This is a genomic window from Tenacibaculum profundi (genome assembly GCF_052050075.1).
Lineage (GTDB): Bacteria > Bacteroidota > Bacteroidia > Flavobacteriales > Flavobacteriaceae > Polaribacter.
Map to the genome: position 1 here is coordinate 3,344,813 of NZ_CP197225.1, position 15,478 is coordinate 3,360,290.

Annotated in this window: 13 protein-coding genes; all 13 read right to left on the reverse strand. The window is 29.0% G+C overall.

Features of this window, described 5'->3' with window-relative positions; genetic code table 11:
* Window positions 1-60: 60 nt before the first annotated feature.
* Window positions 61-1,188 carry a helix-turn-helix domain-containing protein gene (locus ACSIGE_RS13530; protein ID WP_440880406.1) on the reverse strand — a complete coding sequence of 376 codons (1,128 nt, stop codon included), beginning with the start codon at window positions 1,186-1,188 and terminating at the stop codon, window positions 61-63.
* 115 nt (window positions 1,189-1,303) lie between these two features.
* The gene (locus tag ACSIGE_RS13535) at window positions 1,304-2,122 is read right to left on the reverse strand and encodes a hypothetical protein (RefSeq protein WP_440880407.1); all 819 of its coding nucleotides are present in this window, start codon (window positions 2,120-2,122) and stop codon (window positions 1,304-1,306) included.
* A gap of 52 nt (window positions 2,123-2,174) precedes the next feature.
* On the reverse strand, window positions 2,175-5,768 hold the full coding sequence (locus ACSIGE_RS13540; RefSeq protein ID WP_440880408.1) for an ABC transporter permease/M1 family aminopeptidase: 3,594 nt from the start codon (window positions 5,766-5,768) through the stop codon (window positions 2,175-2,177).
* A gap of 17 nt (window positions 5,769-5,785) precedes the next feature.
* Window positions 5,786-6,670 carry an ABC transporter ATP-binding protein gene (locus ACSIGE_RS13545; protein ID WP_440880409.1) on the reverse strand — a complete coding sequence of 295 codons (885 nt, stop codon included), beginning with the start codon at window positions 6,668-6,670 and terminating at the stop codon, window positions 5,786-5,788.
* A 118-nt stretch (window positions 6,671-6,788) separates the two neighbouring features.
* On the reverse strand, window positions 6,789-7,163 hold the full coding sequence (locus ACSIGE_RS13550; RefSeq protein ID WP_435262660.1) for a hypothetical protein: 375 nt from the start codon (window positions 7,161-7,163) through the stop codon (window positions 6,789-6,791).
* A 71-nt stretch (window positions 7,164-7,234) separates the two neighbouring features.
* Complete coding sequence (locus ACSIGE_RS13555; protein WP_440880410.1) at window positions 7,235-7,804, reverse strand: hypothetical protein; 570 nt, start codon at window positions 7,802-7,804, stop codon at window positions 7,235-7,237.
* Between the two features lie 147 nt (window positions 7,805-7,951).
* Window positions 7,952-8,446: a lipocalin family protein gene (locus tag ACSIGE_RS13560; RefSeq protein WP_440880411.1), complete on the reverse strand. Its 495-nt coding sequence runs from the start codon at window positions 8,444-8,446 to the stop codon at window positions 7,952-7,954.
* An 86-nt stretch (window positions 8,447-8,532) separates the two neighbouring features.
* A complete protein-coding gene (locus tag ACSIGE_RS13565) occupies window positions 8,533-9,750 on the reverse strand; it encodes a hypothetical protein (RefSeq protein ID WP_440880412.1) in 1,218 nt (405 codons plus the stop codon).
* 228 nt (window positions 9,751-9,978) lie between these two features.
* Window positions 9,979-10,992 (reverse strand): hypothetical protein, encoded by a 1,014-nt coding sequence (locus tag ACSIGE_RS13570; protein ID WP_440880413.1) that lies wholly within the window; start codon window positions 10,990-10,992, stop codon window positions 9,979-9,981.
* Window positions 10,993-11,064: 72 nt separating this feature from the next.
* Complete coding sequence (locus tag ACSIGE_RS13575; RefSeq protein ID WP_440880414.1) at window positions 11,065-12,204, reverse strand: hypothetical protein; 1,140 nt, start codon at window positions 12,202-12,204, stop codon at window positions 11,065-11,067.
* A gap of 187 nt (window positions 12,205-12,391) precedes the next feature.
* A complete protein-coding gene (locus tag ACSIGE_RS13580) occupies window positions 12,392-13,732 on the reverse strand; it encodes a hypothetical protein (RefSeq protein ID WP_440880415.1) in 1,341 nt (446 codons plus the stop codon).
* Between the two features lie 170 nt (window positions 13,733-13,902).
* A complete protein-coding gene (locus tag ACSIGE_RS13585) occupies window positions 13,903-14,427 on the reverse strand; it encodes a hypothetical protein (RefSeq protein ID WP_440880416.1) in 525 nt (174 codons plus the stop codon).
* A 159-nt stretch (window positions 14,428-14,586) separates the two neighbouring features.
* On the reverse strand, window positions 14,587-15,468 hold the full coding sequence (locus ACSIGE_RS13590; protein ID WP_440882220.1) for a tyrosine-type recombinase/integrase: 882 nt from the start codon (window positions 15,466-15,468) through the stop codon (window positions 14,587-14,589).
* Between the last annotated feature and the right edge of the window lie 10 nt (window positions 15,469-15,478).

Below are 15,478 nucleotides of genomic sequence, written 5' to 3' on the forward strand. Positions count from 1 at the left end.
CTTTAAAAAATAAGTATGAGTATTTTAAAGTTCAAGTACGAATAATCGCAAATTATTGATTTAAAATTTTTTACGATATGCTGTAGGTGTAGTTTTAGTGTGTTTTTTAAAAGCTGTATTAAAAGAAGATTTTGAATTGAAACCTACTTCATATAGAATTTCTAAAATTGTCAACTCACTTTTTGAATTATCTTTTAAAATTTCCATAGCTTCCTTAATGCGATAGCTGTTTACAAAGTCATAAAAATGCTGATTTAATTTATGATTAATAAGAAGAGAAAGTTCTCTAGTTGGAATTTCGATGGCATTAGAAATGTCTTTAATTGTCAAAGAATGTTTAAGAAATGGTTTTTCTTCAACCATGTATTTTTTTAATTTTAATAAATCCTTATTGTATTTGTTTTCATGTAATTGCCCATTCTGTTTTTCTTCTGAAATAATTTTTCTAACGAGTTTTAGTTTTGAATCAATAGTTCTAAAAAGATTAGGATTGTTAAGTGCTTTAAATAAATACCAGTTTATAATAACCAATTCAAATAGAAAAAGTCCAATTTTTAACAATTCTGCAACTTCTGTATATGTGGAAAATTTAAAAATATTTTTTAGAATAGCTAAAGAATAGAAAATTGAAATTGCCAATGTAAATTGAAATAGCCAATTAAGAGATTCCATACTTGCTCCTGCATAATTTTCGAGATATACTTTTTTTATTTTTCTTAATGTTGTAATGGCAAGAATTAGATAAAATACAATTTGAATATGAATGAATATATGATTAAACTGTATTTCTATCATACTACTACTTTTTTCAAGAAAACTAATTTTTGAATCGAGATTAACTGAATAAAATCGAGGTAATAAAATTAAGTTTGCTATTAAAAAAGGAATTATATGGGTTAAATGTTTGGTTTTCATGTTAAAATCAGAATAGCAAACAGATAGGACATATAAATAAAAAGTTGGAAGTTGTAAAAAGGTAAATAAGTTTCTAAACATTCCAATATTTGAAGGATTTTCATATAATAAGGAGAATAAACTTCCGCTAACATCAATTGCAGTTAAAATTAGAAAAAAAGCAAAAAGACGATTACTTAATTTATGCTCTGTTTTGACGGTAAACAAAAATAATGACAGAATGAATGAAATGAACATTGTAATTACTGCAACTAATAAATTTACTTTATCCATTATTTATATATTTATTTTCATAATCTCTTTTTGTAAAGTTGGTTTTCAGCTTGCAGGTAACGTATCTCAGCTAAACTGTCGTTTTAATGCGTTTAGCTTTTGTTGGCAATAGTTACTATTGCTCATTATCGATAAAACGTATTGTCTGAAAAATATTATTAACCCCTAGATTTAACCTGCTCAATCCAGCTATAACTTCTTTTTTATCAGGGAATTTATTAAGAAGAAATTTGGTAAATCTATATCTAGGAATTAAATATATATTATCGCTAATTTCTAAATAATAATCTTTTTCAACGGCGCCAAATAATTTATGTTGATTAATAATTCTTTTGTATTCATATAATTTTACATTTCCATTATAAATCAATTTAAGATAAGCTTTTCCTTTATCAAAAGGAGTTATTTTTCTTTTCTTTTTATAAAAATATTCAAATCCGTCTTTTCTAAAAAAATGAATAAATTTTGGTTTTATTTTTAGTTTTTTATTTACAAATTTAAATTTAGCAACATCATTACGAGATCGAATAACTCCTTTAATTGTATCTCCATTTATACTTAAAGCGTAATCTTGTCTAGATATCTTATCAATTTTATTGAAAAAAAGATGAGTTTTATCAATTGAAACTGGAATAAGAAAAGGAAAATAGTCTTCACCGTTCAATCTCGTTAAACTATCATTTTCAACAGAATTAAAACTTGTAGGAGAAACAGTTAAATTTTCATAAGTTAATCCTTGATAATACAATTTTACTATTGTTGAATCAATTACATATGACTTTTTGTCAAAATCATAAAATTTTGATTCTGCAAAATTAAAATTACCAAAGATTGTATCTTTGTTCTTTGTAATAAGAAAATCAGAGAACTTATTACTTTGGGAAAAAACATTTGTTGAAATTGCAATGATTAATAGTAATAATACCTTTTTCATATTTACCTTAAATTATTGCCAACGTCTGAATAAACACCTGTTTTAATGGTGTTTATTCTTTGTTAGGCATTGTTTCTTTTACAGTCTTTATATTATCACTATAAACTCTATCAATTAGCAAATGTTTAGGGTCTATGGCTAATTTAGCAGGAAGAGAATCAATGATAAAAGTGAATTTCATTTCAGGCTTGTTCACTTTTACTCGTTTTTGAAAAATTAAATTTTTCTCATCAGAATCGGCAAAAGCTCCCACATCAATCCAATCATTTAATTTCATAGGAGTTTCGTTTCCGATTGTATCTGCTAATAATTTTTTAGACTCAATGCTCATCGTAATTTGATATTTTCCATTATCTAATTTTTTATATGAAGCTTCTTTCATTCGGTTATCATATAAAGTGATTTCTTTAAACCAATCATTTATCAAATATTTCAAAGAATCAGGAACTTGTGGTTCTAAATGTTTCATGAAGTCCAAGGAAGTAGGATAGGGAGGCTTTCTGTATTTGAATTGTTCTAAGAAGTTTTTCATAGCCGTATTTACCTCGTCCTCACCAATGTAATCTTGTAAAGCATATAAAATCACACTTCCTTTTCCATAATGAATGTGTGTTTGGTTTTCAACTTTGTAAAGAGGTAGTTCTTTGTCATATTCACTACTTCGTCCTCTTAAATATCTATTATGATTATATTTTAAGAATTCACGCATTTTCATTGGAGTTTTAGAAATACTCTTCATTGTCATTAAAGAAGAGTATTCAGCAAAGCTTTCACTAAACATTGTTGCACCTTGCATTTCTGCTCCAACTACTTGGTGAGCCCACCATTGATGTGCCATTTCATGTGCAATTACAGCATCAACAACATTGTTTCCCTCTTCATCTTCTAAATTAATAACAAACCCAATAGCTTCAGAATATGGCATTGTACCAGGAAATGCTTGAGCAAAACTAGAATAACGTGGGAATTCTATGATTCTACATTGTTTATGCATGTACGGACCAAAGTTTTTAGTGTAATAAGCTAAAGATCTTTCTACAGCATCTAACATCATTTCAACATTTTGAGGATGTTTAGAATCGTAATAAACTTCAATGTCCACTCCTTGCCATTTTCGAGTTTTCACTTCGTATTTGGCAGACATAAATGAGTAGAAGTTTTGAGATGGATGGTCTACTTTGTAATGATAGTAGTTTCTCCCATCTTCTTGCCATTCTTTTAATTTTGTACCAGGAGCAATAGCAATTTGATCTCCAGCTGTAGAAATAATAGTTTCTACATTTATAAAATCGGAAGTTCCATTTGTTAGATAGTTTTTCATACAATGTTCAGAACAGTTAGATTCTAGTTCTGGCATTCTATCTTTTGGTTTTAAATCATATTTTTTACGCGTGTTTTTATCACCTAGTTCATTGCCAGCTTGATATCCTAAAGCAGGTAAAATTTGAAAGTTGTTTAAGAATGTTCCATTCTTTATAATTCCTGTATTTCCAATTTCATTTTCAAAACCTTTCGAAATATATTTAGTGTTTATTTCGATATTAATTCTATCACCCGGATTCATTGGCTTTGATAATTTGTAAATTCTATAGTCAAATTCTTTATCATCTAAAATGAGTTCCGCGTTAGGAATTAAAATTTCTGGTTCCCATCGTGAATCAATATTGTAGTGAATAGAATCAATTACTTTTTCTGATTCGTTTACTAAAGTCATTTTAGTATTTACAAATACATCTCTTTTGTAAGGAAACAAATCAATAGTATATTTTACATCATGAATTTTAGGAAGCGTAACTTTATCAAATTTTTTGTAAGTCTTTTCATAATTAGCGAAAAGTTGTTCAAGTTCATCAGCGGTCTTGTATTCGTTTAAAACTTGTGTGTTATAAAATATAAAACCAGCTACAGCAATCCAACAAGAAATTGTTCCTACAATAATTAATCTATAGCTTTTTGGGACTTGTTTTTTAGCTATTTGTATTCTTTCTTTTATAGAACTAATAGCACCCCTATTCCATAGTGCACCAGCAATTAACAAGCAAATAAATGAAAATAAAACCCAATAGAAGTTGAACCATATTACTCCAGTAAGTGATGGGCCAAATGAATTCATGTCAGAATATATTAATCCTGGTCTTCCACCAATTGTAAGCATATTTGATTGAACATCAAATATTGAAAGCATGATTTCCCAAACAAATACCACCATGATAGAAGCGAAATAGCCTATGTATTTGTTATTTAGTAAAACTTGAATCATAATCATTACTCCGCTCCAAACGATATAAGTTATTAAACTTGTAAATACAAAATCAAGTATATATACATCCAATTCAATTCGGGTAAATCCATTCAATAATTGATAAATAACTCCACAAATGATAAAAAATGCATGCAGAACAACGGTAATACTGACTAATGAAAGTGCTTTGGCTGATAATGATATTAATGATGTGTGTGGAGTAGCATCAATTACTTCATTAATTTTACTTTCTCTATCTCTCCAAATTAATTCTCCACTGAAGAATACCAAAATGATAATTACAAAAATTCCAGAGGCATTAGTAATTGTATCAATTAGCTTGTATGTAAGTGGATAAGCTTGTAATCCATAATATTCAAATCCCCCGATTAAGTTTGCTATTAAGATTATTGCACTAAAAGGAAACAGAATCTTGAAAGTGACACTTTTTACAATACTCAAAAAATTAATCAAAAAGAAACTTTTGAACTGGGTCCATTCTGTTTTACCTGTGTAAATAGGGTTCAGTTTAGGAAGTGTGAATATTTGATTGGATACTTTTTTATTTTCTTTTTGAATTTTAATTTTTTTATTTTTCTCTTGAAATGAGAAGCTGAAATATGAAATCAGTAGAACAACAACCCCAGTAACAATCCAAATCAATCTATTTAAAATTAATAACCCTGAAAAACTTGGGCTTAATGTGTTTTTCTCTATAGGAGTGTAGTATTTAGCATATAAAGAATATGCTCTAATTCCAAAAGTATCAGTTAATGCACCAATAGTTTCGTTATCTATATCAGAGATTAAAGTACCAGAAATGATGTATCCAATAATAATGATAAGCGAACCAACAAATGAAATAACAGTGCTTTTCCATTTATTTGCCATTGCAAAAATGATTGTTCCAGCAAAGAACATATTTGGTAAAATGAAGATAAAGTAATTGTTTACAAATGTTTCTAAATAGAAACTTCCAAAACGATCTGCATCAACCCATCCGAAAGCAGGCGCAAGTGTTGAACCTAATAAAACACCCAAAAAAACACCTAACATAGGGATAGTGGATAATACTAAAGCACCGAAAAACCTTCCGAAGAAATAACCTGATTTACTTAAAGGTGTACTAAATAATATTTCATTAAAATGATTTTTGTGATCTCGAAGAGCTGCATTGTTGTAAAATGCAGTAGCTATTAGTAGACCAAAAATTGTCATGATTGTTGTGTAGATAGTAATGATATGAGGAGCGTTTTTGTATACGTTCCCAACAGCACCACCAATAACAATATTATCGCTTGCGGTTGCTCCAAAAGTAAATAGAGCCATTAATCCCAAAAAGATGTAAACCATGGGTTGTTTGAGAGAATATTTTAATTCTGAAAGAAAGAAATTCTTAAACATGATAAATCAATTTGATATTAAACTAAAACATTAGATGTGTTGATTTTTGAGAAGAATACATCTTCCAAATTTGGCTTCACTAATTCAAATCCATTGTCAAGATTGGTTTCGCTAAACACATGAATCAATGGCAGACCACCTACCATTTTGTTAGAAATAATTGAATACTTATTTGCAAAACTTTCTAATTCTTCGCGTGCTACAATTCGTTGATAAACTTTTCCATCTAATTCGTCAATTGCATTTTGTGGGTTTCCTTGATACACAATTCGACCAGCATTCATCACTGCCATTTTTGTACATAACTCTCTTACATCATCTACAATATGAGTGGAAAGAATAATAATTACTTCTTTCCCTATTTCTGCTAATAGATTGTAAAAACGATTTCTTTCTCCCGGATCCAAACCAGCAGTAGGTTCGTCAACAATTATTAATTTCGGATTACCAATAAGCGCTTGAGCAATTCCTACTCGTTGCTTCATTCCTCCAGAGAATCCTTTTACACTTTTATTACGCTTATCGAATAAATTAACTTTATCCAATAAGTATTTTACTAATTCTTTACGTTCACTAGAATTTGTAATTCCTTTCAGAATACACATGTGATCTAGCAATTGTTCAGCAGTGATTCTTGGATATACACCAAATTCTTGAGGCAAGTATCCTAGATTTCTTCTTAATTCTTTAGGATTATTAAAAATATCAATGTCATCTAACATAGCTGTTCCTCCATCCGCTTCTTGCAAAGTAGCGAGTGTTCGCATCAATGAAGATTTCCCTGCACCATTTGGTCCTAAAAGACCAAACATTCCGTTTTCAATTTCGATTGAAACATTGTTAAGTGCTTTTACTCCATTAGGATAAGTCTTTGTAAGATTATTTATTTTTAAAGTTGCCATAGAATTTGTTTTTAATTTAAAGGTAGGACGATTAAGTGATTAATTTGTTACAGCTAATAATGTCTAACGTTTTGGCTAAGCTGCGTTTTAATGCAGTTTAGGTGGTGTTGTGTTTTCGTTATTTTTTGTTGTCATTTATATTTCCGTTTTTATCAAATCCAGGAGGCCATTCCCCATATTTAGATTTAAATTCCTCAGGAGTAGCTGGTTCTCCCATATTTCCATGAAATTTATACTTTTCTTTTTCTGCAATTAATTTATTCCATGTTTTATCGTCCATTGATTTTTTTCCGAATGAAGTTAACTTTTCAGTTTTAGAATAACTTAGGCTTTCAATTTTTTTATTAATCCTTACTTTTTGTTCTGAAGTTAATTTTTTTGCAATTGCTTTCCACAAGTCCGATATTGGATTATTAACTTGTAACATAGCCAATTTCTCAACATCCTGTGTTGTTAAGTTTTTAGGAAAATCATCTGGGTTAAATTCAGTCATAGGATAAAACTTCTAATCATATTTTTCAAATAAAACACAACGTTTTGTGTAAAATGCGTTTTAATGTATTTTTACATAGTGTTGGGTAGAGTTATTTTTATTCGTTCAATATTTACAAAAGGTTCTTTTTCCTCAACATATTCCAATAGGTCAAACGCGATTCCAGTTTTCCCTTTTTCAATTTCTACGTTTACAATTCGTTCCAATTTTTTTATTCCAATTGCATCAACACCATAATAATCGATAAGAATAGAATTGTTTTTTTCGAATAGAGCTTTTATTATCAATGCTTTTCGATTAATAAATCCTATTTTTTCAAATTTATCATTCAATTTAATTCCGATTTCGTCTGCAATTCTTATTGCGCTTCGCTTGTCAATCTTATTTTTCTTAATCAAATACTTCTCAACCGTAAGAGGAAATAATTTTTCCAAAATCGAATTTTGAGAGTAATTTTTCGCCCAAGGTAAATTGTTGTTCTTTTTTTGAAAACGCTTTATTAATTCAATGGTCAGGTCAAATCCAATAATTCTCACACTAGGAATGTAAAGTCGGACTAGTTTTCCGCTTTTTAATTCAAATTCAGGTACAGATATTCCGTTTAACTCAAACCCTTTGTTATAAAAAATGCTGTTTGTCATAATTGTACCCAACGGTCTAGTATAAGAATAGTAGCGGATTTTTAAACAGACTAGCTTTTCGGCTTATCACAGACCTTTTTTATATTTACTTACTTCTATTTTAGTTATTAAACCGCTATTATTTTTATACAATGTTACAAATCGTTTTTAATCTTTTGAATATTCTTGAATTAATATTGACCCAAATAATAAATTACCTGCTGCATCAAAACCTCTAGTTTCTTTTCGGACAGTCAAAAGCTTATTATTATTTGATAAAATAATTTCGTCATATTTTTGACTTAAATCAACAACGCTATTTTCAAAAATTACCATACCAAATATTTGATAACCGTTTGTTGAACTATAGGACCAAATTCCATTGGATATTGACTCAACTGAGTCGTAACACTCTCCGTTTGGGTCTTCATTAAATTTTGAGAAAGTATAATCCTGATTAGAAGAAAATGTCATAACATTTCTTTCTTTACATTCAGAAAGTGATTCTTCCGATATTAGGACTTCATCTAAATCGAGTTTTTTTTCGGATTTAAGATTCCAATTTCCAATAATTGGGTCTTGATTTCCAGATTCGTCCTCTCTCGAGCAAGATAAAATAATAAGCCCAATTAAAAATCCAATCAATAAATTCAGCTTTTTCATAGTATTAAATTTAATTCAAATTATTTGTAACGTTTTGTATAAACCCCGTTTTAATGGGGTTTATACGCTGTTATAAGCCGTTACGCTTATTTTTTATTTTTTAATAATTTCTGAACTAAAATTTCTAAATCTTTAATTCTAGAATTTTGCTCTTTCAACTCTTCAATTTCTTTTTGCTGAATGACTAATTTTTTCTCCTGCTCAATGGTATATAAAGTTAATTCCTCAATTTTTTGTAATAATTTAGCATCCATTTCGCCTAAAAAGAACCCATTTTGTTCTACCTCTTTAGCACTTGGAATATCTTTTAAATGTCCTTTTTCTTTTATATGATTTTCAACATCAAGTAAAGTTGGTAAGTGATAGTCTTCTTTAAACACGAAATCTGCCCAATTTGAATAAGTTGCAACTTTAACTTCTGTTGCTGCTATTTTCCCATTAACACCTAATTTGAAGCCTTTTGTGTTAGTTGTTCCTATTGCTACATTTCCTCCTGCATCATTCAATATTAAATCTCCTAAAGTACCATTTACCTTACTTCGAATATAAAGGTTACCAGTTGGAGCAATATTTTCCAAAACAAAATGGTTAGAACTCAATGAAGATGTCCTTATTTTAAAATAATTACCTAATTTAATACCATCATAATTGCTTAAACCACCTAGTTCCAATTTCATTTTAGGTTGGGTTACACCAATGCCGATATCTCCTTCATCTGAAATTCTCAATCTTTCATTCCCATTAGTAGAAAATTTAATAGAAGTATTTTCTCTGTTCAATAAATGAACCTCACTATCATTCTCATTTATAATAACAAATCCATCAGAGGCGTTACTTCCTGAGTGATTATTTGTTAGAGCAATCCTTGAATCAATTCCATTACTATGCACTTGTAAGTTCGTAAACGGGTTTTTTCCAATACCAATAAAACCATTTCTATTTATAAAAAACTTATCATTATTACCATTTTCGTCGACACTTCTAAAAATAGCAATACTTCCACCCGACTTAGCTCCAAAATATAATGTAGAACTTCCATAAATTTCATTTGGGTCAAGAATTAAAGATGATGAACTGGATCCTACTTTAATTGTACTATTCGCAGGATTCCAATATCCCCCAATAGTTGAAGTTGATGAAATATCTAGCTTTCCAATTGGGTCATTATTGCCAAGACTTATTTTACCATCCTTATATATAAAGTCTGACTTAGCTCCATTCTCCGTAGTTATTTTTTCCTGAGCTTCAACACTAATGTTCATTAATATAATAGCAATGATAGTAATTTTAATTTTTGTTTTCATAATAATTTAAATTTATAATTTTTTTTAAGTTGTTTTCTTTTATGGCTTATAACGTTAAATATATGGCAAGTAGGGCAGAAAATAAGTGGTTGTTTTCGGTTTAGCCACAAGCCAAATCTTTTTTATTTTGTTTCTATTTTTAATACCAAATCAAAAGATTTGGCGACTTTGTAAATAAGCAATGACCTTTCGTTTAAACACTAATCGCCCTATTTGCTATATATAGTGTTAGGCAATGCCATTTTTTATTTCTAATTCCTTTATCAGTTTTAAGATATCTTTTTTCGGCTTAGGTTCATCTAGAACTTTCTGTCTCCTCCTAATATTTAATTCGTTCATTTTTAAACTTATCATATCCCAGTCTTTTTCGTAACAAGGGAATTCAAATTCAGAATAGACAAACGCTCCGTGAATTTCATTTCCGCTTTTTACCACAGCTTTATTTGTCAACCTTTTAGATAGTTTAATTAAATTCTTGTCATTAGTTACAAAATAGGGCTTGTTTTGAATTCCGTTAAGAGGAATAGTTGATGAATACTGAGTATTTATTCGATAATGCATAATATCCCAAGCTGTTCCCCATAATTGTCTTTTAGCAAGGGTTTTATCATTTTTTAAACCAATCATTTGTAAAAAGTCATTTTCGCCAGCAAAAATTAGTTTAGCTAACTCTATCTCAGTACTTAAAATTATATCTAAGTCAGTTTCTAACCATCTTATGAAATCAAGAAAGTTATTAGTTGCATTTGTTTTTTTTGGATTATTATTTCTTAATTCTCTAATTTTTAACAAGCTACAATATGTATTGTTAAGCATAGGTGTTAGTGGAAATATATCTTCTTTAGAGATTATTTCTTTTTTTCTAAAACTAGAAAAATCACGAGTTTTTAATTTTTGAATAGGTAAATGCATAGCGAATTCAATTTTATTACCAAAATCACTAAATTTACTAACATCAATAGAATAGTTATTTCGATTATGAGATAGCTCTAGAACTCCAAATGAGCCTAGAATATCAATTTTAGAATTATCTGCATATTCAAATAAACCTATTATTTTTTTAGTTGTATTATCGTTCGTTTTTTTTCCGTCTATATAGTTAATAATATCAAGACAAATACAACTATCTAAAACTAATACGGGAGTTATTCCTTGGGCTAAATGTCCCAATACTTCAAATAGAGAAGGTAGTTCCTCACTTTTTAAAAAGTCAAAAAAATTATATTCTGTTTCGGAGTTCATTTTTGGTTTTGCCTAACGTTTTGTATAAACCCCGTTTTAATGGGGTTTATACGCTGTTATAAGCTGTTACGCTTAGTTTTTATCTTTTAATAATTTTTCAACCAAAGACTCTAATCTTTCAATCTTACCCCTTTGATTTTCGATTTCCTTTTGCTGTTTGTCAAATTTATCCTTTTGAGATTTCAATTTTTTTTCCTGCTCAATTGTATACAAAGTCAATTCCTCTATTTTTTGCAGCAATTTAGCATCCATTTCTCCAAGAAAAATTCCGTTTTTTTCTACCTCTTTAGCACTCGGAATATTTTTTAAATGTCCTTTTTCTTTAATATGTCGTTCTACTTCTTTTAAAGTTGGTAGTTTATAACCTTCGTAAAAGACAAAATCTGCCCATCCTCCTAACTTTATTTTAACTTCACTAGCTGTTAGTTTACCTCTTATGCCTAAATTACCAGTAGTACTATTTAAATACATTGGATAAAAATTTGGTTTACTTGCTGATTGTCCTGTACCCCAATAAAAATTTCCGTTAGAGTGAAGTCCAAACATAAGCTCGTTACTCTTTCCAGGGTTAAAAACTAGAGCTCCATGACTACCACCAATAAATTCTATCTTGTTTAAAAAACCATTTACTGAGGAGATTGAATTCGAACCTTTAATTTTTATTGAATTTGTAGTTAATTCTCCATTATTACCATTTAGATACATTGAATAATAATTTGGTCTACTTGCTGATTGTCCTGTACCCCAATAAAAGTTTCCGTTAGAGTGAAGTCCAAACATAAGTTCATTACTCTTTCCAGGGTTAAAAACCAGAGCTCCATGACTACCACCAATAAATTCCATCTTGTTTAAAAAACCATTTACTGAGGAGATTGAATTCGAACCTTTAATTTTTATTGAATTTGTAGTTAATTCTCCATTATTACCATTTAGATACATTGAATAAAAATTTGGTCTACTTGCTGATTGTCCTGTACCCCAATAAAAGTTTCCATTAGAGTGAAGTCCAAACATAAGTTCATTACTCTTTCCAGGGTTAAAAACTAAAGCTCCGTGAGACCTATCTGTAAATTGAATTTTATTATAAAATCCATTAACAGAAGATATAGGGTTATTACCTGATAGGTTAATACTTGAAAAATTCTCTTGTGCACTAATTCCGAAACTCATCCCCATCATAGCAATGACAGCAATTTTCATTGTTGTTTTCATAATAATTTAAATTTATAATTGTTTTTAAGTTGTTTTCTTTTATGGCTTATAACGTTTACTGTATGGTTAGTGGCGTTTTTATGATACTACAGTTTTCGTTAAGCAATATACTACATGAAAGAAACTTAACTTTAAGATAAACACTTTGTAGCCATTAACTATACAGATTGTTGTAATTAGTGTTTTCTTAGTTGCTACAATTTCCGTTTGTTATATCATCTACTGATGGGTTAAATAAATTATTTTCAACGCTATAACTTCCTGAAAAACCGTTATTAACTAATGGTGTGAGACCACAAAAATCATTCAAGGAATTATTTTTTTGAATGAATAATCCATCGGTAATTGAGGTTAGATTAGTTAGAGCATTTAAATTTTCTAATGATTGACATCGTAATATTTGCAAGAACTCTATAGATGTTAAATTAACTAAACCATTCAAATTTTGAAGATTTGTATTCAAATTAATTACTATTCTACCATTAAATGACGATAAGTTTTGAAGGCCATTTATGTCGAAAAGATTAGTATTATTTATTATAGTAAGGTTTTTAGAAAGGGTTTGAAGATTGTTTAAACCATTTAAATTTATGAGGTTGGGATTACTTTGTAAAATTAATGCCCCATTAATTGTTGTTATAGAATTTAAATCGAAAATATTATTTAAATTTTGATTTTGGTTGATAGATAAATTTCCGGTTATTGAAGTGATGTTATTTAGTCCATTTAAACTTGTCAAAGAATTGTTTTCTGTTATTTCACAAAAACCTTCTAGAATAGTAATATTTGAAAAACAATTAAGTGAAGTTATTTTGGGATTAAACTTCACTGATATAGATTTAAGAGTTGAAATGTTTTGCAAAGCACTTATATTTTTTAGATTTGGATTGTTGAAAATAGCACAGGTTTCTGCAGTTGTAATATTATTTAAACCATTTAGAGTTGTTAATTCACCATTTGCTGTTATACTCAAATCACCATGAATTTCTTCTAAAGTATTTAAATTAGACAAATCGGTAATTGGTGTTCCAGGATCATCTCCTTGAAATATGTCAATTTTCCCATTAATAACCCTATATTCATTGAGTGCAAAAGCATCAACATCCTCTTGATTTTTTAATAAAACATTTCCGTTAAATACATCTTCTACAACATCACTTATTGAAATTGATACAATACTTTCGGATGATATATCCCCATTAAAGACCTTAATTTTTCCAGTAATTTCTGTTATTATCTCGTAATCGTAAACTGAAACATTATCAACAAATAATTCGCCTGTACTTGAATTTATAGTAAAAGAATTTGCTGGATTTTGCTCATTTATGGAGAATTGAACACTCCCTTGATTTGTTGAGCCAATTACAGTACCAATAGATTGATTTTCATTTGGATTTTCATCAATGCTAAAATTCATATTTTGAGTATTAACGGTAACTGGAATTTCTTCTGGTGAGTCATCACTACTACACGATATAGAAAAAGTAATTATAAAAAACAGTACTATATAATAATATTTCTTTGTCATTTTATTTGGGTTTTAATTTTTTTTCTGAGTTGTTCTGCATTAATTACAACGGTCTAGTGTATGATTTCGTTGCGTGGTTTAAGCACTAAAGTTAGCAAATAAATCACAGATAGAAAGTCCGCGAGGACTTTCGTAAGTAGGCGAGTACTAGCAGTGAATTATACACGGTGTTACCTGCTGTTATTTTTCCATTCAATTAATATTTTCTTTCTCTTTTTTCTGTCTTTTCCTTTTACGCTTTTTAATCTATCCTCACTAAATAACCATTCCACGTATCTTTCTTTAAATACATTGTTATTTAGATAATTGTTTGTACTAAAATAATATTCAATTCTATTTGGATTATTTTCGCAAAAAGTCAGCGTGCAATTTTGAATTTGAGTAACAGTAAAATATGGCATAGGCTCAATTCTATCAGCCATTATGATTGCAATTTCTCCTTTTGTCAAATTCCTATTATGGCATTCCGATTTAATTTTTGTCAAGGTTGTATCAGTAAAATACTCCGCAAGAATTATCAAAGAATTTTCTCCAAATGCTTTTATTTTTTCGGCTTGAACGGTTTTTATTATTTCTTTTGAGTTTTCCGTTTCCGCAATTCCAATTAGCAAAGAGTCAATTTCAGATTCGGTTTGAGAAAATCCCGAGTTGAGATTCAGAAGTAGAATTGATATTATTAAACCAATTTTTTTCATTCGTTTCTATTTGTGTCCAAATTTACTTTTTGTTTAATTATTCAAAAACCTTAAATGAGTGAACAGTCGTTTTTGATTAGTTACAGGTGTTTTTTCATAATTGCAGGTAACTAGCGAATATACACAATTGTGTATATTTCCATTACAAATATAGATTAATTACTGAAAGTAATCGATAGGACTTTTTATATTGGTTAACATATCATTAGCTACGTGAGTGTAAATTTCAGTCGTTCTGCTTGAATTATGCCCCAATAGCTTTTGTATATATCTTAAGTTGGTTCCGTTTTCTAATAGATGGGTAGCAAATGAGTGTCTTAGGGTATGAACAGTTGCAGGAATATTGATCGCTGCTTTTTTCTTTGCTTTATGAAAAATTGAACGAATACTACTGCTGCTGTATTTTTGGTTATTTGGACCTTCAAAGAGCCATTCTTTAGGTTTGTATATAACATAGTAGTTCCTTAGTTCCTCTAATACTTTTGGAGATAATAGGGTAATTCGATCTTTTTTTCCTTTTCCTCCTCTAATCCATATCCGCATTGCTGATGAATCAATATCTTTTATTCGTAAGTTAATACATTCAGATATAAGTAATCCAGCGCTATAAATAAGACTCAGAATAGTTTTATGTTTTACATTGCTTGTAGCTTTGATAAGGTTATGAACTTGAACAGGAGTCAGAACACTTGGTAATTTTTTCTCTTTTCTAGGTCGTTCTAAATCAATTGATAAAATTGGTTTTTTGAGTACTTTTTCAAAGTAAAATTTTATTGTATTAATGCTTTGATTTTGAAATGATATAGATTTTTGGTGTTTAGTAATTAACGTTCTATGGTATTTCTTAATAATGATATCTGTTATTTTGTGAATTGGGATTGGATACACATTCTTAAGAAAAAGCGAAAACATATGATTGTATGATTTTTGAGTGTTTATACTGTAGTTTTTTCTTATTAAAAGATCCATTAAGTCTGCTATCGCTTGTTGATATTCTAAAGCTATTTGAGTTTTTTGATGGTTTAATTTTAAGGATTTTATGGGTTAAATA